At 72.1% G+C, this 24330-nt stretch carries 25 protein-coding genes and 1 pseudogene; 19 read left to right on the plus strand and 7 right to left on the minus strand.

The annotated features are described in order from the left end of the window. Positions 1 to 56 precede the first annotated feature (56 nt). The 8 genes from BJ965_RS25935 to BJ965_RS25970 all read left to right on the plus strand — a co-directional run bounded on the left by BJ965_RS25935 (position 57) and on the right by BJ965_RS25970 (position 8506). Positions 57 to 1130, plus strand: a complete 1074-nt coding sequence (locus tag BJ965_RS25935; RefSeq protein ID WP_184911258.1) for a nitronate monooxygenase — start codon at positions 57 to 59, stop codon at positions 1128 to 1130. Further along, entirely contained in the window at positions 1127 to 1867 is a 741-nt protein-coding gene (locus BJ965_RS25940; RefSeq protein ID WP_184911260.1) for a 16S rRNA (uracil(1498)-N(3))-methyltransferase, read from the plus strand. The genes BJ965_RS25935 and BJ965_RS25940 overlap by 4 nt, the downstream gene beginning before the upstream one ends. Before the next feature lie 16 nt (positions 1868 to 1883). Then, a complete protein-coding gene (locus BJ965_RS25945; RefSeq protein WP_184911262.1) occupies positions 1884 to 2276 on the plus strand; it encodes a VOC family protein in 393 nt (130 codons plus the stop codon). A 49-nt stretch (positions 2277 to 2325) separates the two neighbouring features. Continuing rightward, positions 2326 to 2871 carry a hypothetical protein gene (locus tag BJ965_RS25950; RefSeq protein ID WP_184911264.1) on the plus strand — a complete coding sequence of 182 codons (546 nt, stop codon included), beginning with the start codon at positions 2326 to 2328 and terminating at the stop codon, positions 2869 to 2871. Positions 2872 to 2916: 45 nt separating this feature from the next. After that, entirely contained in the window at positions 2917 to 6105 is a 3189-nt protein-coding gene (locus BJ965_RS25955) for a S41 family peptidase (RefSeq protein WP_184911266.1), read from the plus strand. Between the two features lie 122 nt (positions 6106 to 6227). After that, positions 6228 to 6581, plus strand: coding sequence for a histidine triad nucleotide-binding protein (locus tag BJ965_RS25960; RefSeq protein ID WP_184911268.1), 354 nt, complete (start codon positions 6228 to 6230; stop codon positions 6579 to 6581). Positions 6582 to 6587: 6 nt separating this feature from the next. Then, a complete protein-coding gene (locus tag BJ965_RS25965; RefSeq protein WP_184911270.1) occupies positions 6588 to 7493 on the plus strand; it encodes a ribonuclease Z in 906 nt (301 codons plus the stop codon). A gap of 20 nt (positions 7494 to 7513) precedes the next feature. Next, on the plus strand, positions 7514 to 8506 hold the full coding sequence (locus BJ965_RS25970) for an adenosine deaminase (protein WP_184911272.1): 993 nt from the start codon (positions 7514 to 7516) through the stop codon (positions 8504 to 8506). 20 nt (positions 8507 to 8526) lie between these two features. Here BJ965_RS25970 and BJ965_RS25975 read toward each other — a convergent pair whose 3' ends face one another. Both BJ965_RS25975 and BJ965_RS25980 read right to left on the minus strand, forming a co-directional pair. Next, complete coding sequence (locus BJ965_RS25975) at positions 8527 to 9840, minus strand: MFS transporter (protein ID WP_184911274.1); 1314 nt, start codon at positions 9838 to 9840, stop codon at positions 8527 to 8529. Between the two features lie 202 nt (positions 9841 to 10042). Continuing rightward, on the minus strand, positions 10043 to 10825 hold the full coding sequence (locus BJ965_RS25980; RefSeq protein ID WP_184911276.1) for an IclR family transcriptional regulator: 783 nt from the start codon (positions 10823 to 10825) through the stop codon (positions 10043 to 10045). Between the two features lie 98 nt (positions 10826 to 10923). Between BJ965_RS25980 and BJ965_RS25985 the strand changes: the two genes are divergently transcribed. The 9 genes from BJ965_RS25985 (at position 10924) to BJ965_RS26025 (ending at position 18863) form a co-directional block, all read left to right on the plus strand. Next, a complete protein-coding gene (locus BJ965_RS25985; RefSeq protein WP_184911277.1) occupies positions 10924 to 11871 on the plus strand; it encodes a 5-dehydro-4-deoxyglucarate dehydratase in 948 nt (315 codons plus the stop codon). After that, complete coding sequence (locus tag BJ965_RS25990; RefSeq protein ID WP_184911279.1) at positions 11868 to 13157, plus strand: glucarate dehydratase family protein; 1290 nt, start codon at positions 11868 to 11870, stop codon at positions 13155 to 13157. The genes BJ965_RS25985 and BJ965_RS25990 overlap by 4 nt, the downstream gene beginning before the upstream one ends. A 140-nt stretch (positions 13158 to 13297) precedes the next feature. Further along, positions 13298 to 14434 carry a carbohydrate kinase family protein gene (locus BJ965_RS25995; RefSeq protein ID WP_184911281.1) on the plus strand — a complete coding sequence of 379 codons (1137 nt, stop codon included), beginning with the start codon at positions 13298 to 13300 and terminating at the stop codon, positions 14432 to 14434. Positions 14435 to 14577: 143 nt separating this feature from the next. Next, positions 14578 to 15645: a PhoH family protein gene (locus BJ965_RS26000; RefSeq protein ID WP_184911283.1), complete on the plus strand. Its 1068-nt coding sequence runs from the start codon at positions 14578 to 14580 to the stop codon at positions 15643 to 15645. A 14-nt stretch (positions 15646 to 15659) separates the two neighbouring features. Then, positions 15660 to 16157 carry an rRNA maturation RNase YbeY gene (gene ybeY, locus BJ965_RS26005; RefSeq protein ID WP_184911285.1) on the plus strand — a complete coding sequence of 166 codons (498 nt, stop codon included), beginning with the start codon at positions 15660 to 15662 and terminating at the stop codon, positions 16155 to 16157. A gap of 7 nt (positions 16158 to 16164) precedes the next feature. After that, positions 16165 to 17469, plus strand: coding sequence for a hemolysin family protein (locus BJ965_RS26010; RefSeq protein ID WP_184911286.1), 1305 nt, complete (start codon positions 16165 to 16167; stop codon positions 17467 to 17469). Further along, positions 17466 to 17825: an MmcQ/YjbR family DNA-binding protein gene (locus BJ965_RS26015; RefSeq protein ID WP_184911289.1), complete on the plus strand. Its 360-nt coding sequence runs from the start codon at positions 17466 to 17468 to the stop codon at positions 17823 to 17825. The genes BJ965_RS26010 and BJ965_RS26015 overlap by 4 nt, the downstream gene beginning before the upstream one ends. A gap of 36 nt (positions 17826 to 17861) precedes the next feature. After that, a complete protein-coding gene (locus BJ965_RS26020) occupies positions 17862 to 18215 on the plus strand; it encodes a cytidine deaminase (protein ID WP_030836448.1) in 354 nt (117 codons plus the stop codon). A 171-nt stretch (positions 18216 to 18386) separates the two neighbouring features. Continuing rightward, entirely contained in the window at positions 18387 to 18863 is a 477-nt protein-coding gene (locus BJ965_RS26025) for a hypothetical protein (RefSeq protein WP_184911291.1), read from the plus strand. Between the two features lie 26 nt (positions 18864 to 18889). Here BJ965_RS26025 and BJ965_RS26030 read toward each other — a convergent pair whose 3' ends face one another. Together BJ965_RS26030 and BJ965_RS26035 are read right to left on the minus strand one after the other, a co-directional pair. After that, entirely contained in the window at positions 18890 to 19228 is a 339-nt protein-coding gene (locus tag BJ965_RS26030) for a P-II family nitrogen regulator (RefSeq protein ID WP_184911293.1), read from the minus strand. Continuing rightward, positions 19225 to 20535, minus strand: a complete 1311-nt coding sequence (locus BJ965_RS26035) for an ammonium transporter (RefSeq protein ID WP_184911295.1) — start codon at positions 20533 to 20535, stop codon at positions 19225 to 19227. Before BJ965_RS26035 ends, BJ965_RS26030 begins: the two co-directional genes overlap by 4 nt. Before the next feature lie 153 nt (positions 20536 to 20688). Between BJ965_RS26035 and era the strand changes: the two genes are divergently transcribed. Continuing rightward, positions 20689 to 21651, plus strand: coding sequence for a GTPase Era (era, locus tag BJ965_RS26040; RefSeq protein WP_184911297.1), 963 nt, complete (start codon positions 20689 to 20691; stop codon positions 21649 to 21651). Positions 21652 to 21868: 217 nt separating this feature from the next. Here the strand turns inward: era and BJ965_RS26045 are convergent, their stop codons facing one another. Continuing rightward, complete coding sequence (locus BJ965_RS26045; protein ID WP_184911299.1) at positions 21869 to 22315, minus strand: ATP-binding protein; 447 nt, start codon at positions 22313 to 22315, stop codon at positions 21869 to 21871. Between the two features lie 150 nt (positions 22316 to 22465). On the opposite strand from BJ965_RS26045, the pseudogene BJ965_RS26050 reads away from it, so the two are divergent. Then, positions 22466 to 22651 (plus strand): annotated as a pseudogene (locus BJ965_RS26050) (SAM-dependent methyltransferase); the annotation flags it as partial. On the opposite strand, the gene BJ965_RS26055 reads toward BJ965_RS26050, so the two are convergent. Continuing rightward, complete coding sequence (locus tag BJ965_RS26055; protein WP_184911301.1) at positions 22641 to 23975, minus strand: GH1 family beta-glucosidase; 1335 nt, start codon at positions 23973 to 23975, stop codon at positions 22641 to 22643. The pseudogene BJ965_RS26050 and the gene BJ965_RS26055 overlap by 11 nt on opposite strands. Before the next feature lie 71 nt (positions 23976 to 24046). After that, positions 24047 to 24313, minus strand: a complete 267-nt coding sequence (locus BJ965_RS26060; protein WP_184911303.1) for a protealysin inhibitor emfourin — start codon at positions 24311 to 24313, stop codon at positions 24047 to 24049. Positions 24314 to 24330: the final 17 nt, after the last annotated feature.

Raw genomic sequence — 24330 nt, forward strand, 5'->3', positions numbered from 1 at the left:
ATGCCAGTCGGCAGGCCGGTTTCTGGGTTGTTCGGAGGACGTGACAACATGCGGTCATGTCCTCCGCACTGACCGATCTCTTCCCCCTTCCGATCGTGCAGGCCCCCATGGCGGGCGGCGTCTCCGTACCGCAGCTCGCCGCGGCCGTGTGCGAGGCGGGCGGGCTCGGGTTCCTCGCCGCCGGGTACAAGACCCCCGACGGGATGTACCAGGAGATCAAGCAGCTCCGGAGCCTCACGGGCAGGCCCTTCGGCGTCAACGTCTTCATGCCGCAGCCGGAGCTGGCCGACCCCGCCGCCGTGGACGTCTACGCCCACCAGCTGGCCGGCGAGGCCACCTGGTACGAGGCCGAGCTCGGCGATCCGGACAGCGGACGCGACGACGGCTTCGAGGCCAAGCTCGTGGTGCTGCGCGACAACCCCGTGCCGGTGGTGTCGTTCCACTTCGGCGTCCCGAGCCGTGAGGTCGTCGACGCCCTGCACCGCGTCGGCACCTTCGTCCTGGCCGCCGCGACCACCCCCGACGAGGCCCGGGCGGTCGAACGGGCGGGTGCGGACGGGGTCATCGCCCAGGGCGTCGAGGCCGGGGGCCACCAGGGCACCCACCGGGACATCCCCGAGCTGGACGGCTCCGGCATCGGGCTGCTGTCGCTGATCGCCCAGGTCCGCGAGGCCGTGAGCATCCCGATCGTCGCCGCCGGCGGCATCATGCGCGGCGGCCAGATCGCGGGGGTCCTCGCGGCGGGCGCGAGCGCGGCCCAGCTGGGCACCGCCTTCCTCGCCACGCACGAGTCGGGCGCGAACGCCCTGCACAAGCAGGCGCTGACCAACCCGCTGTTCGTCCGCACGGAGCTGACCCGGGCGTTCTCCGGGCGGCCCGCGCGCGGCCTCGTCAACCGGTTCCTGCGCGAGCACGGCCCGTACGCGCCCGCCGCCTACCCCGAGATCCACCACCTCACCTCGCCGCTGCGCAAGGCCGCCGCCAAGGCCGGTGACGCGCAGGGCATGGCGCTGTGGGCCGGGCAGGGGCACCGGATGGCGCGGGAGCTGCCCGCCGGGCAACTGGTCGAGGTGCTGGCCGGTGAACTGGCCGCCGCCCGAGCCTCGTCGGCGGGCGGGGGCGCGCTGTGACCGCGCCGGTGTTCGTGGTCGAGCACTTCGACGCGGGCGGCGGCGGCCGGTACGTCCTGGACGGGCCGGAGGGGCGGCACGCCGTCTCCGTGAAACGGCTGCGCGCCGGTGAGGACGTCATCCTCACGGACGGGGCGGGCCGCTGGGCGGACTGCGTCGTGCTCGGCACGGAGGGCAAGGACCGGCTGATCCTCCAGCTGGACTCGGTGTCCGAGGAGCCCGCCGAGCAGCCCCGGGTCACCGTCGTCCAGGCCCTGCCCAAGGGCGACCGGGGCGAGCTCGCCGTCGAGACGATGACCGAGGTCGGCGTCGACGCGATCGTGCCCTGGGCGGCGGCGCGCTGCATCACGCAGTGGAAGGGCGACCGCGGGGTCAAGGCGCTGGGCAAGTGGCGTGCCACGGCCCGGGAGGCCGGCAAGCAGTCCCGCCGGGTGCGCTTCCCGGAGGTCGCGGAGGCGGCGACGACCAAGCAGGTGGCCGCCCTGCTGGCCGGGGCGGACTTCGCCGCCGTGCTGCACGAGAGCGGGGACGAACCGCTGGCGACGGCCGAACTGCCGTCCACCGGTGACATCGTGCTGGCCGTGGGGCCCGAGGGGGGCGTCGCGCCGGAGGAGCTGGCGCTGTTCGAGGAGGCGGGGGCGCGGGCGTACCGCCTCGGGCGCAGTGTGCTGCGCACATCGACTGCCGGGACGGCCGCCGCGGCCGTGCTCCTGGCACGCACCGGACGCTGGTCCTGACCCCCTTGGAGGCACCGTGGAGCTCGCACAGGTTCGTCTGCTCGTGACCGACTTCGCCGCTTGTTACCGCTTCTACGGCGAGGTCCTCGGCCTCAAACCGCAGTCGGGGGCGGCGCAGGGGCCGTACGAGAAGTTCAGCCCCGCGGTGGGCTCCGCGGGGATCGCGTTGCAGGACCGGTCGATGATGGCCGAGGTGCTCGACGAGCTGGGCGACACGGCGGCCGGTCACCGCTCCCTGGTGGTGCTGCGGGTGGACGGGCTGGACGCGTACTGCGAGGAGATCACGATGCGCGGCGCGACGGTCCTGCACGGCCCGGCGCCCATGACGGACCGCATGCGGGTGGCGCATCTCAAGGACCCCGAGGGCAACGTGGTGGAGCTCCAGGAGTGGCTGCTGCTGCGCGGCTGACGCCTTTGCGCCCTACCGCGCGGCCTCCGTCGGTGGCAGGCTCCCCTCCATGGGGGCTTCGACGAGGAATCGACTGGGGCCGCGCGGACGGCGCGTGGCGGTCGCGGCGACGTTCGCCGTGCTGGCGGTGGGCGGCGCCGTCGCCTGCGAGCCCGGCAGCATCAGCTCCGCGTCCGTCGCGTACACCACCGACGAGACCGTGACCAAAGAGCTCAACCGGCAGAAGGCGGGCGTGCGTTGGCTCACCTGCACCGCCTCCTACGGGGAGAACGGCGGGAAGTCGTCACCCTCGGCGCGTGAGCGGACCGTCGCGACCGTCGACTGCCAGGGCGAGACGAACGACGGGAAGGACATCACCGTCGACGGCAAGGTCACCCACGCGGTGGACGGCGCCTGCGTGCGCGGGAACATCACCGCCAAGGTGGACGGCAAGGTGTGGTTCCGGGTCGACGGGCTCGGCGACTGCGACTCCACCAGCCCGCCGCCCGTCGGCGGGCCGCCGAACGGACAGCCCGGGCCGACCGTCACCGTGACCGTCACCCAGACCATCTGGTGCGAGCGGTACCCGGACTGCCGCCCCGTCGAGGGCAAGTGATCCGAACCCTGTCCGCGCGGCGTGGTCCCTGCATAGGGTGATCAGGTGACATCGCCTGCTTACCTCCGGTTCCCCCATGTGCACGGTGACCTGGTCGCCTTCACCGCCGAGGACGACGTGTGGCTCGCCCCGTTCGACGGCGGCCGGGCCTGGCGGGTCAGCGCCGACAACATGCCGGTGACCCAGCCCCGCATCTCGCCCGACGGCACCACCGTCGCCTGGACCTCCACCCGTGACGGCGCCCCCGAGGTGTACATCGCCCGGGTCGACGGCGGGCCCGCCAAGCGGCTGACGTACTGGGGGAGTTACAAGACACAGGTGCGCGACTGGACCCCGGACGGCGAGGTGCTGGCGATCAGCACCGAGGGGCAGGCGAGCCTGCGCCGCACCTGGGCCCGCGCCGTGCCGCTGGACGGCGGTCCGGCCACCACCCTGCCGTACGGACCCGTCGGCGACGTCGCCCACGGCCCGCACACGGTGCTGCTGTCCGCGCCGATGGGGCGTGAGGCGGCCTGGTGGAAGCGGTACCGCGGCGGCACGGCGGGCAAGTTGTGGATCGACCGCGAGGACGACGGGGAGTTCGTGCGGCTGCACGAGGACCTCGACGGCAACCTCGAGTATCCGCTGTGGGTGGGGGACCGGCTCGGCTTCCTCTCCGACCACGAGGGCACCGGAGCGCTCTACTCCTCCCTCGCCGACGGCTCCGACCTACGCCGCCACACCCCCCTCGACGGGTTCTACGCCCGGCACGCCGCGACCGACGGCACCCGGGTCGTCTACTCCAGCGCCGGTGAACTGTGGGTGCTGGACGACCTGGAGGGGGCCGAGCCGCGGCGGCTGGACGTGCGGCTTGGCGGACAGCGCGTCGATCTGCAGCCGTTCCCGCTGAACGCCTCCCGCTGGTTCGGGTCGGCGTCCCCCGACCACACGGCGCGCGGCAGCGCGGTCGCCGTCCGCGGCTCCGTGCACTGGGTCACCCACCGCGCCGGACCGGCCCGCGCGCTGGCCGCGACACCCGGGGTGCGGGCCCGTCTGCCGCGCACCTTCCGCGCGGACGGCGAGCAGTGGGTGGTGTGGGTGACGGACGCCGAGGGCGACGACGCCCTGGAGTTCGCGCCCGCCACCGGACTCGCCCCGGGGGCGACACCCCGCCGGCTAGCCGCCGGGCAGCTCGGCCGGGTGCTGGACCTCGCCATGGCGCCCGACGGCAGCCGGGCCGCCGTGTCCTGCCACGACGGCCGCCTGCTGCTCGTGGAGCGGGAGACGGGCGAGGTGCGGGAGGTCGACCGCAGTGAGGACGGTGACGTGTCGGGCCTCGTCTTCTCGCCCGACTCGTCCTGGCTGGCCTGGTCCCACCCCGGCCCCCGGCCGCTGTGCCAGCTGAAACTCGCCAACACCACCGACCTGTCGGTCACCGAGGCCACCCCGCTGCGCTTCCAGGACTACGCGCCCGCGTTCACCATGGACGGCAAGCACCTCGCGTTCCTGTCGACCCGCTCCTTCGACCCGGTCTACGACGAGCACGTCTTCGACCTGGCCTTCGTGGTCGGAGCCCGGCCGCATCTGATCACCCTCGCGGCCACCACACCCTCCCCGTTCGGGCCGCAGCGGCACGGCCGGTCCTTCGAGACGCCCGACCGGGAGGAGACCCCCGACAGCGAGGGCACCCCCACCACCCGCATCGACCTGGAGGGCCTCGCCGACCGCATCGTGCCGTTCCCGGTCGAGGCCGCCCGCTACACCAACCTGCGCGCCGCCAAGGACGGTGTCCTGTGGCTGCGCCATCCGGTCGCCGGTGTGCTCGGCGCGTCCCGGGCCACCCCGGACGACCCCGAACCCAAGTCCGAGCTGGAGCGCTACGACCTCGCCCAGCAGCGCATCGAGCACCTCGCCGCCGACGCCGACCACTTCGCGGTCAGCGGCGACGGCAAGCGGGTGCTGCTGTGGACCGACGGGCGGCTCAAGGTCGTCCCCAGCGACCGGCGTGCCTCCGGCGACGACGACAGCGACTCCAACATCACCGTCGACCTGGGCCGCGTACGCCAGTTCGTCGACCCGGCGGCCGAGTGGCGCCAGATGTTCGACGAGAACGGCCGCATCATGCGGGACCACTTCTGGCGGCCGGACATGAGCGGCGTCGACTGGGACGGTGTCCTCGACCGCTACCGCCCGGTCGTGGAGCGGCTCGCCACCCACGACGACCTGGTCGACCTGCTGTGGGAGGTCCAGGGCGAGCTCGGCACCTCGCACGCCTACGTCACCCCGCGCGGCGGCCACGGCGGCGCCCGCCAGGGTCTGCTCGGCGCCGACATCTCCCGTCACGAGGACGGCAGTTGGCGGGTCGACCGCATCCTGCCCTCCGAGACCTCCGACCCGGACGCCCGCAGCCCGCTGGCCGCCCCCGGCGTCGCGGTGCGCCCCGGCGACGCCATCGTCGCGATCGCCGGGCAGCCCGTCGACCCGGTCGCCGGGCCCGGCCCGCTGCTGATCGGCACGGCGAACAAGCCGGTCGAGCTGACCATCTCCCCGTCCGGCGGCGGCGACCCCCGGCACGCCGTCGTCGTCCCGGTCGCCGACGAGGAACCCCTGCGCTACCACGCCTGGGTCGCCGACCGCCGCGCCTACGTCCACGAGAAGTCCGGCGGCCGCCTCGGCTACCTCCACGTCCCCGACATGCAGGCCCCCGGCTGGGCCCAGATCCACCGCGACCTGCGCGTCGAGGTCGCCCGCGAGGGCCTGGTCGTCGACGTCCGCGAGAACCGCGGCGGCCACACCTCCCAACTGGTGGTCGAGAAGCTGGCCCGCCGCATCGTCGGCTGGGCCGTCCCGCGCGGCATGCGCCCCTACAGCTACCCGGAGGACGCCCCCCGAGGCCCCGTCGTGGCCGTAGCCAACGAGTTCTCCGGGTCCGACGGCGACATCGTCAACGCGGCGATCAAGGCCCTCGGCCTCGGCCCGGTCGTCGGCACCCGCACCTGGGGCGGCGTCATCGGCATCGACAGCCGCTACCGCCTCGTCGACGGCACCCTGGTCACCCAGCCCAAGTACGCCTTCTGGCTGGAGGGCTACGAGTGGGGAGTGGAGAACCACGGCGTGGATCCCGACGTGGAGGTCCTGCAACGCCCGCAGGACTACGCGGCGGGGAGGGACACCCAACTGGACGAAGCGATCCGACTGGCACTGGAGGCACTGGAGACCAGTCCCGCGAAAACGCCCCCGGGCTTGCCCACCTGAGGGGCGCGGGGCTGTGTCGATGTGCGGCTCCGCCGCGTGGGCGCGACCAGCCACAACGCACCCGCACCCGACGACGATACGATGCCCAAGTCGGACCGCACGGCCCAACCCCCGGAGGAGACATGGCAGGGGAGCCCCAGGAAGACTGCCTGTTCTGCAAGATCGTCGCAGGCACCATCCCGGCGACCATCGTCCGCCAGACGGAAACGACCATCGCGTTCCGCGACATCAACCCTCAGGCCCCCACCCACGTCCTGGTCATCCCCAAGGCGCACTACAAGAACGCCGCGGCCCTGGCCGCCGCCGATCCGGCCCTCACCGCGGACGTGCTCCGCGAGGCCCAGGCCGTCGCCGACGAGGAGAAGCTCGACAGCCACCGCCTCGTCTTCAACACCGGCGGCGGTGCCGGCCAGACGGTCTGGCACGTACATGCCCACGTGCTCGGCGGCCGCGGCCTCGACTGGCCTCCGGGGTAATCCGCCTTGTCCGTTCGTGAACTCGTGGTCCTCGGCACCGCCAGCCAGGTCCCGACCCGGCACCGCAACCACAACGGCTACCTGCTGCGCTGGGACGGCGAGGGCATCCTGTTCGACCCCGGCGAGGGCACGCAGCGCCAGATGCTGCGTGCCGGGGTCGCCGCGCACGACCTGAACCGGATCTGCGTCACGCACTTCCACGGCGACCACTCCCTCGGCCTCGCCGGTGTGATCCAGCGCATCAACCTCGACCGGGTCCCGCACGAGATCACCGCCCACTACCCCCGCTCCGGGCAGCGCTTCTTCGACCGGCTCCGGTACGCCACCGCCTACCGCGAGACCGTCGGCATCACCGAGGCCCCGGTCGCCGCCGACGGGCCCCTCGCCCGCACCGGCGGCTACACGCTGGAGGCCCGGAAGCTGTCGCACCCGGTGGAGTCGTACGGGTACCGGATCGTCGAGCCCGACGGCCGCCGCATGCTGCCCGAGCGGCTCGCCGCGCACGGCATCAAGGGCCCGGACGTCGGCCGGATCCAGCGCGAGGGGAGACTCGGCGCGGTGTCCCTGGAGGACGTCAGCGAGACACGGCGCGGACAGCGGTTCGCGTTCGTCATGGACACCCGGCTCTGCGACGGGGTGTACGCCCTCGCCGAGGGCTGCGACCTGCTCGTCATCGAGTCGACCTTCCTCGACGAGGACGAGGAACTCGCCGTCGAGCACGGTCACCTGACGGCCGGTCAGGCAGCTCGGGTGGCCCGGGACGCCGGCGTGCGGCACCTCGTGCTGACCCACTTCAGCCAGCGCTACACCGACCCGGACGAGTTCGAGCGTCAGGCCCGGGCCGCCGGGTACGAGGGTGAGCTGACCGTGGCCCACGACCTACTGAGGGTGCCGGTTCCGAAGCGTCGGTGAAACGGCCGTACGATGAATTGATGTCCCTCCCCAAAGCCGAACTGCACCTTCACATCGAAGGCACCCTGGAACCGGAACTCGCCTTCGAGCTCGCCGCGCGCAACGGTGTCACGCTGCCGTACGCCGACACGGACGAGCTGCGCGAGGCCTACCGGTTCGAGGACCTGCAGTCCTTCCTGAACCTGTACTACGAGCTCATGGCCGTCCTGCGCACCGAGCGGGACTTCGAGGACCTGGCGAACGCCTATCTCGCCCGGGCCGCCGCGCAGGGCGTGCGGCACGCGGAGATCTTCTTCGACCCGCAGGCCCACACCGGCCGCGGCCTGGAGATCGGCACGGTCGTCGAGGGGCTGTGGCGTGCGCTGGGGAGCAGCGAGGCCAACCACGGCGTCTCGACCCGGCTGATCCTGTGCTTCCTGCGCGACGAGTCCGCCGAGTCGGCCCTGGCCACACTGGACGCGGCCAAGCCGTACCTGGACCGGATCACCGGCGTCGGCCTCGACTCCGCCGAGGTCGGGCATCCGCCGGTGAAGTTCCGCGATGTCTATGAGGCCGCTGCCGCGCTGGGCCTGCGGCGGGTCGCCCACGCCGGCGAGGAGGGCCCGCCGGAGTACATCACCGAGGCGCTGGACGTCCTCGGCGTGGAGCGGGTCGACCACGGGCTGCGCTGCGTGGAGGACCCGGCGCTGGTGGAGCGGCTGGTGCGCGACCGGGTGCCGCTGACGCTCTGCCCGCTGTCCAACGTCCGGCTGCGCACGGTCGACACCCTCGCCGACCACCCCCTGCCCGCGATGCTGGACGCGGGCCTGATGTGCACGGTCAACTCCGACGACCCGGCCTACTTCGGCGGCTACGCCGGGGACAACTTCGACGCCGTGCGCGCCACCCTCGGCCTCACCGAGGAGCGGCTGCGCGAGCTGGCCCGCAACTCCTTCCTCGCCTCCTTCCTGGAGGACGACGAGGAGCTGCGGGCGCGGTATCTCGCCGAGGTGGACGCCTACACCTTCGGTTAGGCCGTGGCTCCGGGCGGGTCTCAGAAGACCTCCGACCCCGCCTTGTCGTAGGCGCGCTGGGCGGGGACGGCGGCGGCCTCCACGGGGATCTCCACCACCGGCTGCTCCGGGGCGCCGATCTCGGGGATCGCGCCGGTGGGCGTGCCCGTGGCGGCGGCGACCAGGGCGGCCGGGTGGCCGCCGCGGCGGCGGATCGCGCCGGGCAGCAGCGGGCGTCCGCCGGTGTGCAGGGCGACGGCGGTCATCGGCAGGGCGATCACCAGCAGTCCGGCGCCGAGGACCGCGCCCATGACCGGGAACCCGGCCTGCGCCGACAGCACACTGCCGGTCAGCGGCCCGGCGGCCGTGCCCAGCGAGGACGCCGAGCCGACCAGCACCGCCCAGCGGCCGCGCGGGTCGAGCGAGGCGGCGAGGCCGATGAGGTACGACAGCACCACCGGGTAGAGCGTGTTCCAGGCGATCTCGCCCGCCGCGAAGCTCCCGAGGTCGGTCGCGGAGGCGCTGAGCGCGATGCAGACGGCGATGAGGACCGTGCCGCCGCCGATGGGCACCGCCCGTCCGAGGCGGGCCCCGAGGGCGCCCGCCGCGAGGACGCCGGCCAGTCCGGCACCCAGTCCGAGGGCGAAGACGACGCCGACGGTGGCCTCACCGAGGTGCGCCTGTTCCAGGCCGATGCGTCCGCTCACGCCCCACAGGGAGTTCTGGGCGAGCGACCAGTAGACCATGGCGGCGGCCAGCAGCAGCCCCGAACGGGCGTGCGGCAGCCGGGCCTTGTCGTGCCGGGCGGGCGCGACGGGTGTGCCGATGGGGAGGCGGCCGGTGAGCGGCCACACGGCCAGGGCCGTGACGGCGATCGCGGCCAGCGGCAGGCCGTGCCCCGGGCCGAGGTGCGGCACGGTCAGGTACACCGCGCCCGCGAGGGCGGAGACGGTGAGCAGTCCGGCCGTGGAGGCCCGGTGCGGATCACGCTGCCCGGCGATGAGGGTCGCGGCGACGGTGGTGGCCGTGCCGGAGCCGAACCCGCCGACGATCGCGCCGGCGACGACGGCGGGAACGGCGGTGGTCAGGGCGGCACCGCCGTAGCCGAGCAGGGCCAGGGCGAGGCCGAGCCGGGCGAGGGTGCGGGCTCCGACCCGTTCGACCCGGGAGGCGAGGACGAATCCGGCGGTGGCCGAACTCAGCAGCAGGGCACTGCCGACGGCGCCGGCCTGCGTGGCGGAGAGCGGAAGGTCCGAGTCGAGCCTGCCCACGGTGGTGGGCAGCAGATACGGAGCGAGGTACCCGGCCGTGAAAAGGGCGACGAGGGGCCAGGGAGTGGTGCGGGGGGCGAACACGGGCGTTCCCAGGGCATGCGAAAGGAGCGGGGGAAAGGGGGGGTGGGCGACGACCGTCGACGGACAGGAACGCGCGAGCAATTTGTATCAAGCACGTAGTCGCACACGGGAGCCCGGGGCCTGTGATCTGGAGCACGTTGGGTTTGGGGTGGTGAAGCCCGGGTAAACGAACGGCTTTCAGTGGGTGCCCACGGCGTTCTCGCTAACGCCAGTGCACCGATCCGGACCCCGACGGAACCGTCGCCTCGGCCTTGATCCGGATCTCCCGCATCACGGCGACGATCCGCTCCTCGTGCGCGGGCGTGAGCCGGGCCACGGGCACCGAGCAGCTGATCGCGTCCAGTGCCGGACTGTCGTAGCGCAGCGCGAACCCGAAGCCGACGATGCCGGGCACGCCCTCCTCGCGGTCCACGGACCAGCCGCGCGAGCGGGTCTCCGCGAGGTCGGCCAGCAGGGACTCCCGGCTCGTGTGCGAATTCGGGGTCAGCGCGTCGTAGGGGCCCTCGGGCAGCTCGCCGTCCGGGCGTTCCGCCAGCAACGCCTTGCCCAGGGCTCCGACGTGCGCGGGCAGGCGCCGTCCCACCCGGCTGATCGTCCGCAGGTACTCGTGCGACTCCCGCGTGGCCAGATATGCCACGTCCCGGCCGTCCAGCCGGCCCATGTGGATGGTCTCGCCGAGCGCCTCGGACGCCTCGTCGAGGTATGGCCGCACCGCCCGGACCCGCGGGTCGGAGTCGAGGTAGCTGGTGCCGGTGAGCAGGGCGTGGATGCCGATGCCGTACAGGGAGCCGGTGACGTCGGTGCGGACCCAGCCGCGCGAGATCAGGGTCTGCAGCAGCGCGTACATCGAGCTGCGCGGCACGCCGAGTGCGTCGGCCAGTTCCTGGAGCCGGGCCGGACGGTCGCCGCGTGCGGCGAGGAGTTCCAGCAGCTCGACCGTGCGCGCCGCGGACTTCACCTCGCGGACGCCCCCTGTGTCTGACATGTACCGATGGTAATCGGGCCGCCCGGGCGGTTGACGTTCGCATACCCAGCCCTCATTCTCATATATAGATGGCGTCTACATAAGGAGATGACTGGGTGATGACCGTGAGCGCTGGACCGGCGGCGGTCGCGCAGCGGCTGAGGGACGGCATGGCGGGCGGCGTGCTGTCGTTCCCGCTGACCGCCTTCCGCGACGACGGCACCCTCGACCCGGACGGCTACCGCGCCTATGTCGCCGAGCGGCTCGCCGCCGGGCCCGGCGCCGTCTTCCCGGCCTGCGGCACCGGCGAGTTCTTCTCACTCGACGAGGACGAGTACCGGCAGGTCGTCACCATCACCGTCGAGGAGGCCGCCGGCCGCGTCCCCGTGGTCGCCGGCACCGGCTACGGCTGGGCGCAGGCCGTCCGGTTCGCGCGCATCGCCGAGGACGCCGGGGCCGACGCACTCCTGGTGCTGCCGCACTATCTGGTCGCCGCCCCGCAGGACGGCCTGGTCGCCCAGCTGGAGCAGATCACCGCCCGCACCCCGCTGCCCCTGATCGCCTACCAGCGCGGCCAGGTCGCCTTCACCGCCGACTCGCTCCGCCACATCGCCGCCCTGCCGAACGTCATCGGCCTCAAGGACGGCCACAGCGACCTCGACCGGCTCCAGCGCCTCACCCTGGCCGCACCCGAGGACTTCCTGTTCTTCAACGGCGCCTCCACCGCCGAGATCCAGGCCCGCGCCTACGCCACCGTCGGCGTCCCCGCCTACTCCTCCGCCGTCCACGCCTTCGCCCCCGAGATCGCCGGCGCCTTCTTCACCGCCCTGCGCGACCACGACCACGGCACCGTCGACAAGCTGCTGCGCGACTTCTACGTCCCGCTCGTCGAACTGCGCGACCGCGTCCCCGGGTACGCCGTGTCCCTGGTGAAGGCGGCGGCCCGGCTCCGCGGCCACCGGGTCGGCCCGGTCCGCGCTCCGCTCACCGACCCCTCACCCGCCGACGTGGCCGCCCTCACCGCCCTCCTCACCGCCGGCCTCGACCTCGTGGGAGCCTCCCTGTGAACCTCACCATCACCGACGTTCGGCTCACGCCGATCCTGGTCGCGGACCCGCCGCTGCTGAACACCCAGGGCGTCCACCAGCCGTACACACCCCGGCTCATCGTCGAGGTCGTCACGGCCGACGGGATCACCGGCGTGGGGGAGACCTACGGCGACGCCAAGTACCTGGAGCTGGCCCGGCCCTTCGCAGAGCGGCTGAAGGGACGCCAGGTCAGCGACCTGAACGGCCTGTTCACGGTCGCGGACCGGGTCGCGGTGGACGCCTCCCGCGTCGAGAACGCCGTCGACGTCGGCGGGCTGCGCGGTGTCCAGACCGCCGACAAGCTGAGGCTGTCCGTCGTCTCCGGCTTCGAGGTCGCCTGCCTGGACGCCCTCGGCAAGGCACTCGGACTGCCCGTGCACGCGCTGCTCGGCGGCAAGGTGCGCGACGCCGTCGAGTACAGCGCCTACCTGTTCTACAAGTGGGCCGGCCACCCCGAGGGTGTACCCGCGGAGAAGGACGACTGGGGCGCCGCCGTCGACCCGGCGGGGGTCGTGGAGCAGGCCCGCCGCTTCACGGAGCGGTACGGCTTCACCTCCTTCAAGCTCAAGGGCGGCGTCTTCCCGCCCGACGAGGAGATCGCCGCGATCAAGGCCCTGGCCGAGGCGTTCCCCGGGCATCCGCTGCGGCTCGACCCCAACGGCGCCTGGTCCGTGGAGACCTCGGTGAAGGTGGCCGAGGAACTCGGCGAGGTCCTGGAGTACCTGGAGGACCCGGCGCTCGGCACACCCGCCATGGCCGAGGTCGCCGAGCGCACCGGGGTGCCGCTCGCCACCAACATGTGCGTGACGACCTTCGCCGAGATCCGGGAGGCCTTCACCCGGGGCGCCGTCCAGGTCGTGCTCTCCGACCACCACTACTGGGGCGGACTGCGCAACACCCAGCAGCTCGCCGCCGTCTGCCGCACCTTCGGCGTCGGCGTGTCGATGCACTCCAACACCCACCTCGGCATCTCGCTCGCCGCGATGACCCACGTGGCGGCCACCGTCCCGGACCTCCACCACGCCTGCGACTCCCACTACCCCTGGCAGTCCGAGGACGTCCTCACCGAGCGGCTCACCTTCGAGGGCGGCAAGGTCGCCGTGTCCGACACCCCCGGCCTCGGTGTGGAGCTCGACCGCGCGCGGCTGGCCGCACTGCACCAGCGCTGGCTGGACGACGACGGCGCCCTGCGCGACCGTGACGACGCGGCCGCGATGCGGATCGCCGACCCGGAGTGGGTGACCCCCGCGATGCCCCGCTGGTGAGGCTCGCCGAGGCCGGGGGAGGGGAGCGTGCGGGGGCCCGGCGCGAGCTGACGGGACGGGTGGGCCCGGCGTGATCGGCGTCACGTCGTCGGTGATGTGGTGCAGACTGGCCTGATCCGCACCACGTCAGGGAGCGCACAGTGACCGCGTCCACCGCCCCGGCCGGAAAGGGACCGGCCGGAAAGGGATCGCACCGCCAGAGCCAGGTCGATCCCCTCGCCCCGCTGCGCAGGCCGGACGACCCGCCCTGGGACGTCTACCTCACCGGCACCGTCTTCCTGGACATCATCTTCACCGGGCTCGACTCCGCCCCGGTGCGCGGGACGGAGTCCTGGGCGCGGGGCATGGGGTCGAGCCCCGGCGGCGTCGCCAACATGGCCACGGCCCTGGCCCGCCTCGGCCTGCGCACGTCCCTCGCGGCCGCCTTCGGCGACGACCACTACGGCGACTACTGCTGGGACGCCCTGGAGCACGGCGAGGGCATCGACCTCTCCCCGTCGCGTACGGTGCCCGGCTGGCACTCCCCGGTGACCGTCTCCATGGCCTACGAGGGCGAGCGCACGATGGTCTCGCACGGCCACGAGCCGCCCCCCGAGGAGCCCGCGCCCGTCTGCCCCTCACACGCGCGTGCCGCCGTCGCCTCCCTCGCCCCCGGCGTGAGCGCCCCCTGGATCGCCCAGGCCGCGGGCAACGGCACCCGGGTGTTCGGCGACGTCGGCTGGGACGACACCGGGGCGTGGGACCTGGCGGGGCTGCCCGACCTGCGGCACTGCGAGGCGTTCCTGCCCAACGCGCAGGAGGCCATGCGGTACACGGGCGCGGACTGCCCTCGGGCCGCCGCGCACGCCCTCACCGAGTACGTGCCGCTCGCGGTGGTCACCCTCGGCGCGGACGGTGCGTACGCCGTGGACCGGCGGACGGGGGAGACGGCGGAGGTGCCGGCCATCGCGGTCGAGGCGCTCGATCCGACCGGGGCCGGTGACGTGTTCGTCGCCGGATTCGTGGCCGGCACCCTGGCCGACTGGTCGCTCGCGGACCGGCTGGCCTTCGCCGGGCTGACCGCGGCACTGTCGGTGCAGGAGTTCGGCGGGTCGCTGTCGGCGCCGGGCTGGTCCGAGATCGCGGCGTGGTGGCGGAAGGTCCAGTCCGTCGAGGGGCAGTCGCCGGCGGCGCTGGAGCGGTACGGGTTCCTGGCGGAGCTGGTGTCGGAGGAACTGGTGCGGCCCTGGCCGCTGCGCAGGGCCGTGCCGACGATCGGTTTCCGGCGCTCGGCGTGAGGTGCTCGTGAGGCGCCGGTGGAAACAGCGGCCCCAAAACCCCTACGGCGTTGTCACTCCCCCGTCGTACCCTGGGAGTCGCGAGGCCGCCCTCAGCTGTGCGGCCGTGACGAGGAGGAACCGCAGGCCTTAAGCGCCGGCCCATGACTCAATCACCGACAGCTCACACCCCCGCGCAGGAGCAGGCGAGAGCGCAGCTCACCGTCCCCGCCCAGCACCCCATGGTGACCGTGCTGGGGTCCGGCGACTCCCTCCTGCGCGTGATCGAGAAGGCCTTCCCGGCGGCCGACATCCATGTCCGGGGCAACGAGATCAGCGCGGTCGGCGACCCGAAGGACGTCGCCCTCATTTCGCGCGTGTTCGACGAGATGATGCTGGTGCTCCGCACCGGGCAGCCGATGACGGAGGACGCAGTGGAACGCTCGATCGCCATGCTGAAGGCGAGCGACAACGGCGAGAGCGACGGCCAGGAGACCCCGGCCCAGGTGCTCACGCAGAACATCCTGTCCTCGCGCGGCCGCACGATCCGCCCCAAGACGCTCAACCAGAAGCGCTACGTCGACGCGATCGACAAGCACACGATCGTCTTCGGCATCGGCCCCGCGGGCACCGGCAAGACCTACCTGGCGATGGCCAAGGCGGTGCAGGCCCTGCAGTCCAAGCAGGTCAACCGCATCATCCTGACCCGCCCCGCGGTCGAGGCCGGAGAGCGGCTCGGCTTCCTCCCGGGCACGCTCTACGAGAAGATCGACCCGTACCTGCGCCCGCTCTACGACGCGCTGCACGACATGCTCGACCCGGACTCGATCCCGCGGCTGATGGCGGCGGGCACGATCGAGGTCGCGCCCCTGGCGTATATGAGGGGTCGCACCCTCAATGACGCCTTCATCATCCTGGACGAGGCCCAGAACACGAGCCCCGAGCAGATGAAGATGTTCCTCACCCGCCTCGGCTTCGAGTCGAAGATCGTGATCACGGGTGACGTGACGCAGGTCGACCTGCCGGACGGGACGAAGAGCGGTCTGCGCCAGGTGCAGGACATCCTGGAGGGTGTCGAGGACGTCCATTTCTCCCGGCTGTCGTCCCAGGACGTCGTCCGGCACAGGCTGGTGGGCCGTATCGTCGACGCGTACGAGAAGTACGACACCACGCACGGCACCCAGAACGGCACGCACAAGAGCCGCGGCAAGTCCGGGCACAAGGGGAAGTAGACACACACAGCACCATGTCGATCGACGTCAACAACGAGTCCGGCACCGAGGTCGACGAACAGGCGATCCTCGACATCGCCCGCTACGCGCTCGCACGGATGCGCATCCACCCGCTCTCCGAGCTCTCGGTGATCGTCGTGGACGCCGACGCCATGGAGCAGCTCCACATCCAGTGGATGGACCTCCCCGGTCCGACGGATGTCATGTCCTTCCCGATGGACGAGCTGCGCCCGCCCTCCAAGGACGACGACGAGCCGCCGCAGGGGCTTCTCGGCGACATCGTGCTGTGCCCCGAGGTCGCCGAGAAGCAGGGCAAGGACGCTGACACGGAGCACTCCATGGACGAGGAGCTCCAACTGCTCACCGTCCACGGGGTGCTGCACCTGCTGGGCTACGACCACGAGGAACCGGACGAGAAGGCCGAGATGTTCGGCCTCCAGGCGGCCATCGTGGACGGCTGGCGCGCGGAGCGGGGCCTGACCGGCCCGTCCCCGGCTCCGACGGTTTCCTGATCCGCCGATGAGTCCTCAACTCGCCCTGGGCGCCATCGCCCTGGTGGTCGTGGCCTGGCTCGCCGCCTGCGCGGAGGCGGGCCTCGCGCGCGTCTCCAGCTTCCGCGCCGAGGAGGCCGTGCGCTCCGGCCGCCGCGGCAGCGCCAAGCTCTCCCAGGTCGCCGCGGACCCGACCCGCTACCTCAACGTGGCGCTGCTGGTCCGCGTCGCCTGCGAGATGGCCGCCGCCGCGCTGATCACCTACGGCTGTCTGAAGGCGTTCGACGGCACCACCGAGGCCCTCCTGGTCGCCATCGCGGTCATGGTCCTCGTGTCGTACGTGGCCGTCGGCGTCTCCCCGCGCACCATCGGCCGCCAGCACCCGCTGAACACCGCGACGGTCTCGGCGTACGTCCTGGTGCCGCTGGCCCGGATCATGGGCCCGATCCCGTCGCTGCTGATCCTCATCGGCAACGCGCTCACCCCCGGCAAGGGCTTCCGCCGCGGCCCCTTCGCCTCCGAGGCGGAGCTGCGCGCCCTGGTCGACCTCGCCGAGAAGGAGTCCCTCATCGAGGACGAGGAGCGCCGCATGGTGCACTCCGTCTTCGAGCTCGGCGACACCCTCGTCCGCGAGGTCATGGTCCCGCGCACGGACCTGGTGGTCATCGAGCGTTTCAAGACCATCCGCCAGGCCCTCACCCTCGCCCTGCGCTCCGGCTTCTCGCGCATCCCGGTGACCGGGGAGAGCGAGGACGACATCGTCGGCATCGTGTATCTGAAGGACCTGGTCCGCAGGACGCACATCAGCCGCGACGCCGAGTCCGAGCAGGTCTCGACCGCCATGCGCCCGGCGTTCTTCGTACCCGACACCAAGAACGCCGGCGACCTGCTGCGCGAGATGCAGAAGGAGCGCAACCACGTCGCCGTCGTCATCGACGAGTACGGCGGTACCGCCGGCATCGTCACCATCGAGGACATCCTCGAGGAGATCGTCGGCGAGATCACCGACGAGTACGACCGTGAACTGCCGCCGGTCGAGGAGCTCGGCGACGACCGCTTCCGCGTCACGGCCCGCCTCGACATCGGCGACCTGGGCGAGCTGTACGGCCTGGAGGAGTTCGACGACGAGGACGTCGAGACGGTCGGCGGCCTGCTGGCCAAGGCACTGGGGCGCGTCCCCATCGCCGGAGCCTCGTCCGTCGTGGACCTTCCCGACGGCCGGGAACTGCGGCTGACCGCGGAGGCCGCGGCCGGTCGCCGGAACAAGATCGTGACGGTGCTGGCGGAGCCGGTGGGCCCGGCGGACCCGCCCGAGGAGGAGAAGCCGGAGTGACCCCGCAGGAACTGCGCGCGTTCTGTCTGTCCTTCAATGCGGCGGTGGAGGACTTCCCCTTCAGCCCCGAGATCTCGGTCTTCAAGGTGCGGGGCAAGCTCTTCGCCCTGTCCCACCTCGACGCGCGTCCCCTCAAGGTCAACCTCAAGTGCGACCCGGACGAAGCGGTGCGCCTCCGCGGCGAGCACGAGGGCCTCATCGTCCCCGGCTGGCACATGAACAAGCGCCACTGGAACACCGTCACGGCCGACGGCGACCTCCCGGACCAGCTCGTCCGCGAGCTCGTCGAGGACTCCTACGACCTGGTCGTCGCGGGTCTGCCCCGAGCGGACCGCCTCCGCCTCGACCGGCCCTGAGACGGGCCCGGGGCGCTCGCTACGTATGCTCGGATCATGACCGACAGCAGCGCGCTCGACCCCGAGGACCGCAAGATCGTCACCCTGGCCCGTTCCGCGCGGGCCCGCAACGGCGTGCCGGAGGGCGCGGCCGTACGGGACGAGACCGGACGCACCTATGTCGCGGGCACCGTGGCCCTCGACTCCCTGAAGCTCAGTGCCCTGCAGACCGCGGTGGCGATGGCGGTGGCCTCGGGCGCGACGTCCCTGGAAGCGGCGGCGGTCGTGACGGAGGCGGAGACCGCGTCCGACGCGGATCGGGCGGCCGTACGGGATCTCGGCGGTGCGGGCACGCCGGTGTTGGTGGCGGGGCCCGACGGAACGGTCCGGACCACCGTCACCGCCGGCTGAACTTCGCTGTAACCGGCGGTAATTAGGCCAGTTTTCAACCTTGCCGCCGCCTGCCCCACACGCATCAATGGAACCGTCCATTCCGACGGACCGTCAGGTTCGACTCTCGGCGGTGTGCCCGCATCCCTGCGCCGAGCGGTCCGCCCCCCACGGAAACGGAGCCGGAATCCCATGAGACGCAAGCGAATCGGAGCAGGTGCGGCACTGGCGGCCGGAGCCCTCGCGGTCACCGGGCTCGCCTTCGCCCCCGCGGCCCTGGCCGTCACCCCCCAGACGGCGACGATCAGCGCGGACTGCGGCACCTTCGGCAGCGGCGAGGCCACCCTCACGGCCACGCAGGACGGCACCGCCGCCACCCTCACCGTCAAGTCCTCCGCGATCACGGCGCCCATCGCGCTGGGAGAGGACTCGATCTCGTCCACCCTCACCCTGGTGAAGGCCGGCGGCGGCACCGTCGACTTCTCCGGAACGGAGAACCCGGCGATGGCCGCCGGCGCACCCGTCGAGGTCGGCCCGCTCAGCGGCACCGTGGCCTCCGGCGACAGCCTGGAGGCCTTCGGCGGCTCGCTGAAGATGACCGTCTTCGGCATCACCATCACCTGCACGGCGGCCGGGCCGCAGTCGCCGGGCCCGTTCGTGTTCGACTGAGAACGACCGCGAGCGCGGCCCCGGTGTCAGAGCGCGTCGGGGCCGCGCTCGCCCGTCCGCACCCGTACGACCGTGTCGACGGGCAGCGCCCACACCTTGCCGTCGCCGATCTTGCCGGTGTGCGCGGCCTTCACGATCGCGTCGATGACGTCCTCGGCCACCGCGTCCTCGACGACGACCTCGATCCGGACCTTGGGCACCAGGTCGACCTGGTACTCGGCGCCGCGGTACACCTCGGTGTGACCGCGCTGCCGGCCGTAGCCGCTGGCCTCGCTCACGGTCAGGCCGTGCACGCCGAGTTCCTGCAGGGCGTTCTTGACCTCGTCGAGGCGGTACGGCTTGACGATCGCGGTGATGAGCTTCATGCCTGGGGGGTGACCTTCTGGGCGGGGGAGACGACGGAGGAGGAGACCGGGGCACCGTGGCCCAGGACCCCGTGATCGTAGGCCGTCTCGGCGTGCACCGTAAGGTCCAGGCCGGTCTGCTCCTGCTCCTCGGTGGCGCGCAGGCCCATCGTGGCGTCGATCAGCCTGCCGATTCCGTAGGTCACGCCGAACGCGTACGCCGCCACCACGACCACGGCCAGCAGTTGCTTGCCGAGCTGGGCGAGGCCGCCGCCGTAGAGGAGGCCCTCGGCGCCGCCCGTCATCGACTCGACGGCGAAGACGCCGATGAGGAGCGTGCCGATGACACCGCCGACCAGGTGGACGCCGACGACGTCCAGGGAGTCGTCGTAGTTCAGCTTGAACTTCCAGCTCACGGCGTACGAGCAGACGACACCGGCGGCGAGGCCCACGACCAGCGCGCCGAGCAGGGAGACGGACCCGCAGGACGGGGTGATGGCCACCAGACCGGCGACCGCGCCGGACGCGGCGCCCAGGGTCGTCGGATGGCCGTCGCGCTTCTGCTCCACGAAGAGCCAGCCGAGCAGGCCCGTGCAGCCCGCGGCCAGGGTGTTGAGGAACGCGGCGGCCGCGAGACCGTTGGCGCCGAGCGCCGAGCCGGCGTTGAAGCCGAACCAGCCGAACCAGAGCAGACCGGCGCCCAGCATCACCATGGGCAGGTTGTGCGGGCGCATGGCGTCCTTCTTGAAGCCCATGCGCGGGCCCAGGACCAGGCACAACGCCAGCCCCGAGGCGCCGGACACGATCTCCACGGGCAGCCCGCCCGCGAAGTCCAGGGCGCCGAGCCTCTCCAGGATCCAGCCACCCGGGCCCCACACCCAGTGCGCGACCGGAACGTATACGAGCAGCGCCCACACCGGCACGAAGACCAGCCACGCGGCGAACTTCGCCCGGTCGGCGACCGCGCCGCTGACCAGCGCGGCCGTGACGATCGCGAAGGTGAGCTGGAAGGTGGCGAACAGGACCGTGGGCACCGTGCCCTGGACGCTGTCCGGGCCGAGCCCGCTCATGCCGACGTGGTCCAGCCCGCCGATGAGTCCGCCCGCCGCGTCCTCGCCGAAGGCCAGGGAGTAGCCGGCCGCCAGCCACACCACCGTCACCAGCGCGATCGACACGAAGCTCATCATCAGCATGTTGAGCACGCTCTTCGTGCGGACCATGCCGCCGTAGAAGAGGGCCAGGCCCGGGGTCATCAGCAGGACGAGGGCGGTGGCGGCGAGCAGCCAGGCGGTGTCACCGGTGTCGGCGCTTGCGGCGGCGAGGGTCACGGTCGTCTCCAACGGTCCGGGGGCTCGTCAGAGGTTCACCGGCCCTCGTTTCCGGTCGCGTACGGGTGTGTTTCCGTGACGTTTCGTTGCGTGAGGGTTTCGGAAAGCTCTCGAAGCCCGTCCGGTACGGGGCGGCTCCGGGGATCAGGGAGAATGGGCGGCATGAGCGTTCGTACCCAGTCATCCGAAGAGCCGGCCGACGCCGTCCACAGGGCCGGTTTCGCCTGCTTCGTGGGCCGTCCCAACGCGGGCAAGTCCACCCTCACGAATGCTCTGGTCGGCCAGAAGGTGGCGATCACGGCGAACCAGCCGCAGACGACGCGGCACACCGTGCGGGGCATCGTGCACCGCCCGGACGCCCAGCTGATCCTGGTCGACACCCCGGGGCTGCACAAGCCGCGCACGCTGCTGGGCGAGCGGCTGAACGACGTCGTGCGCACGACGTGGGCCGAGGTCGACGTGATCGGCTTCTGTCTGCCGGCGAACGAGAAGCTCGGCCCCGGCGACCGGTTCATCGCGAAGGAACTGGCGTCCATCAAGAAGACGCCGAAGATCGCGATCGTCACCAAGACCGACCTCGTGGACAGCAAGACGCTCGCCGAGCAGCTGATCGCCATCGATCAGCTCGGCAAGGAGCTGGGCTTCGAGTGGGCGGAGATCGTCCCGGTCTCGGCGGTCGGCGACGATCAGGTGGGTCTGCTGGCCGACCTGCTCGTGCCCCTGCTGCCCGAGGGCCCGGCGCTCTACCCCGAGGGCGACCTGACCGACGAGCCCGAGCAGGTCATGATCGCGGAGCTGATCCGCGAGGCGGCGCTGGAGGGCGTGCGCGACGAGCTGCCGCACTCCATCGCCGTCGTCGTCGAGGAGATGCTTCCCCGCGAGGACCGCCCCGCCGACAAGCCCCTCCTCGACATCCACGCCTTCGTCTACATCGAGCGCCCCAGCCAGAAGGGCATCATCATCGGCCCCAAGGGCAAGCGCCTGAAGGAGGTCGGCATCAAGTCCCGCAAGCAGATCGAGGCGCTGCTGGGCACGCCCGTCTTCCTGGACCTGCACGTGAAGGTGGCGAAGGACTGGCAGCGGGATCCGAGGCAGTTGCGCAAGCTGGGGTTCTGAGGCGTCGTCGGGGGTTTGTGGCTGGTCGGCGTCGGGCTTGTCTGGTGGTTCGGGGCTTTGCTGGGCGCGTCCGCCGCGCGGCGGTAGCCGCATGTCGATACAGCCTGGACCTGCACGTGAAGGTGGCGAAGGACTGGCAGCGGGATCCGAGGCAGTTGCGCAAGCTGGGGTTCTGAGGTCTCGCGGGGCAACCGGGCCCCTTGAGGCTCGTACCGCGTTATAAAGCCGTCCCCAGGCTCGCCCACACCGCGTTTCCGCCCGTGAGGGTCGAGCGGGTGATGCCCCAGCTGTCGGCTATCTCCCGGACGAGCAACAGGCCGCGGCCACCCTCGTCGTCGGGGCCGGGGCAGCGGTCGGGGATGCCGCGGCCCGTGAGGTCGCCGTCGTGGACCTCCAGCCGGAAGCGCGCGTCCGTCATCAGCTGGACGCCGCACAGGATCCGTTCGCTGAGTGTGTGCAGCACGGCGTTGGTGACCAGCTCGGACACGAGCAGCACGGCGCTCGCGCACACCTCCTCGGGCACCTGCCACGAGGCCAGGCGCGCGCCCGTGGCGCGGCGGGCGACTCTGACGCTGGTCCGCTGTGGGGGCAGCTCCAGCCAGTCGGTGCGGTCCGGGCGCACCGCGTCCAGGAACCGGGGGGTGGATGTCGTGTGGGGGGACACGGCGATCGCCTTCCGTGGGGGGTGGGCGAAGTCAAGGAAGGGGCGAGCGGACAACGGACCGGCCGGTTGGGGGAGTTGTTGCTTCCGGAACCCTGGTCACACAAGTAACTATGCTCGTAGAGCAGTTCACGCTGCAACCATCTGCCTGCCACCGACATCTACACCTCGGCCGGCACGCCGGTGCGGTTCCGCTCGCGGGAGGAGGTCGCCCGCTTCTTCGAGGGCCTGGATCCGGGCGTCAGCGTGGGCCACCGCTGGCGGCCCGACGCGACCGGGGGCGGCGCCCCGACGGACGCCGAGGTCAGCCTGTGGACCGGGGTGGGCATCAAGCCGTAGGCCCCTGTGCCCTCAGCAGCTCCCGGTACCAGTGGTAGGACGCCTTGGGGGTGCGCTCCAGGGTGTCGAAGTCGACGTGGACCAGGCCGAAGCGGCGTGCGTAGCCCTCCGCCCACTCGAAGTTGTCGAGCAGGGACCAGACGAAGTAGCCGCGCACGTCGACGCCCGCCTCCACCGCCCGGTGCAGGGCCCGGACGTGGCCGTCCAGGTAGGCGATGCGGTCCTGGTCGTCGACGCCCGGGTAGGAGCAGCCGTTCTCGGTGATGACGACGGGCGGGAGCCGGTCGCCGTAGCGGTCGCGGAAGGAGGTGAGGAGCTCGGTGAGCCCTTCGGGGACGACGGGCCAGCCGAAGTCCGTGACCGGCTGGCCCTCGATCTCCCGGACGGAGAAGGGCAGTTCGGCGGGCATGGTGATCCCGCCGAACTCGATCTCCGCGCCCTGCGGGGCTCCCACCCGGGTCGGGGCGTAGTAGTTGATCCCGTACCAGTCGAGCGGCTCGGCGATCACCTTCAGGTCCGCCTCGACGTCCCCCGGCATGAGTTCGCCGATGCCGTCGGGGTAGCGGCCCAGCAGCAGCGGGTCCGCGAACAGGCGGTTCAGCAGCAGGTCGTAGAAGTCCGCCGCCTCCGTGTCCGCCGCCTCGGCCGACGCCGCCCAGGTCGGGCCGTGCGAGTTGGCGATGCCGATGTCCGACGCGCCCGAGGCGCGCAGGGCCCGTACGGCCAGGCCGTGGGCGAGCAGCTGGTGGTGGGCGGCGGGCAGGGCGTCGAAGAGCAGTCGTCTGCCCGGCGCGTGCGTGCCCAGGGCGTGGCCCAGCAGGGTGTGCTCGGCGGGTTCGTTCAGGGTGATCCACTTGGTCACGCGGTCGCCGAGACGGTCCGCGACCAGCGCCACGTACTCGGCGAAGCGCTCGGCCGTGTCCCGCTCCAGCCAGTCCAGGTCGGCGGGCAGGTCCCAGTGGAACAGCGTCGGCACCGGGCGGACGCCGGCCGCGCACAGGTCGTCGACCAGCCGGTCGTAGAAGTCCAGACCCTTCTCGGAGCGCACCCGCGGCCAGGAGACGGAGAAGCGGTAGGCGTTCACGCCCAGGCCGGCCAGGAGTGCCACGTCCTCGCGGTGGCGGTGGACGTGGTCGCAGGCCACCGCCGCCGTCGAGCCGTCCTTCACCCGTCCCGGCTCGGCCGTGAAGGCGTCCCACACGGAGGGCTCGCGCTCGTCCGCGGCGCCCTCGATCTGGTGCGCCGAGGTGGAGACGCCCCAGAGGAAGCCGGACGGGAAGCGGGGGATCGGACTGCCTGTGTCAGTGGCCATGCGCTGGATCATCCGTACCGGTGGTAACGGAAGTCAACGGCCGGGCGGGAAGGAGCTGTTGCCCGGCCGGTGACGAGAACCCGTCAGGCCCCTTCCTTCAGCACCCGCGAGATCAGCTTCCGCTGCTCGTCCGTCAGTCGGGGATCCGCGCAGTACACGGTCTTCCCGTCCACGGTGAGCTGGTAGGTGAACCCGTCCGGGACCCCGACCGGCGGTGTGCTCCGGCCGGCGGCCACGGCCTGCTCCGCGAGGGCGTGCCACGCGGAGGCATCGGGCCGGTCCGAGGTGTCCACCTCGGCATGCCGCTCGATGCCCGCGAACCCGCCCGTGCGCCGCACCTGAATACGCATGGCTCCTGTCTAGTACG

The organism is Streptomyces luteogriseus, from assembly GCF_014205055.1.
GTDB classification, from domain to species: Bacteria; Actinomycetota; Actinomycetes; order Streptomycetales; family Streptomycetaceae; genus Streptomyces; species Streptomyces luteogriseus.

Coding starts and splice junctions, on each gene's coding strand:
- BJ965_RS26020 (WP_030836448.1), top strand. CDS start 17,862: ATGACCGACAGCAGCGCGCTCGACCCCGAGGACCGCAAGATCGTCACC.
- BJ965_RS26000 (WP_184911283.1), top strand. CDS start 14,578: ATGACTCAATCACCGACAGCTCACACCCCCGCGCAGGAGCAGGCGAGA.
- BJ965_RS25970 (WP_184911272.1), top strand. CDS start 7,514: ATGTCCCTCCCCAAAGCCGAACTGCACCTTCACATCGAAGGCACCCTG.
- BJ965_RS25935 (WP_184911258.1), top strand. CDS start 57: ATGTCCTCCGCACTGACCGATCTCTTCCCCCTTCCGATCGTGCAGGCC.
- BJ965_RS26025 (WP_184911291.1), top strand. CDS start 18,387: ATGAGACGCAAGCGAATCGGAGCAGGTGCGGCACTGGCGGCCGGAGCC.
- era (WP_184911297.1), top strand. CDS start 20,689: ATGGGCGGCATGAGCGTTCGTACCCAGTCATCCGAAGAGCCGGCCGAC.
- BJ965_RS25950 (WP_184911264.1), top strand. CDS start 2,326: ATGGGGGCTTCGACGAGGAATCGACTGGGGCCGCGCGGACGGCGCGTG.
- ybeY (WP_184911285.1), top strand. CDS start 15,660: ATGTCGATCGACGTCAACAACGAGTCCGGCACCGAGGTCGACGAACAG.
- BJ965_RS25985 (WP_184911277.1), top strand. CDS start 10,924: ATGACCGTGAGCGCTGGACCGGCGGCGGTCGCGCAGCGGCTGAGGGAC.
- BJ965_RS26055 (WP_184911301.1), bottom strand. CDS start 23,975: ATGATCCAGCGCATGGCCACTGACACAGGCAGTCCGATCCCCCGCTTC.
- BJ965_RS25960 (WP_184911268.1), top strand. CDS start 6,228: ATGGCAGGGGAGCCCCAGGAAGACTGCCTGTTCTGCAAGATCGTCGCA.
- BJ965_RS26060 (WP_184911303.1), bottom strand. CDS start 24,313: ATGCGTATTCAGGTGCGGCGCACGGGCGGGTTCGCGGGCATCGAGCGG.
- BJ965_RS26030 (WP_184911293.1), bottom strand. CDS start 19,228: ATGAAGCTCATCACCGCGATCGTCAAGCCGTACCGCCTCGACGAGGTC.
- BJ965_RS26010 (WP_184911286.1), top strand. CDS start 16,165: ATGAGTCCTCAACTCGCCCTGGGCGCCATCGCCCTGGTGGTCGTGGCC.
- BJ965_RS25980 (WP_184911276.1), bottom strand. CDS start 10,825: ATGTCAGACACAGGGGGCGTCCGCGAGGTGAAGTCCGCGGCGCGCACG.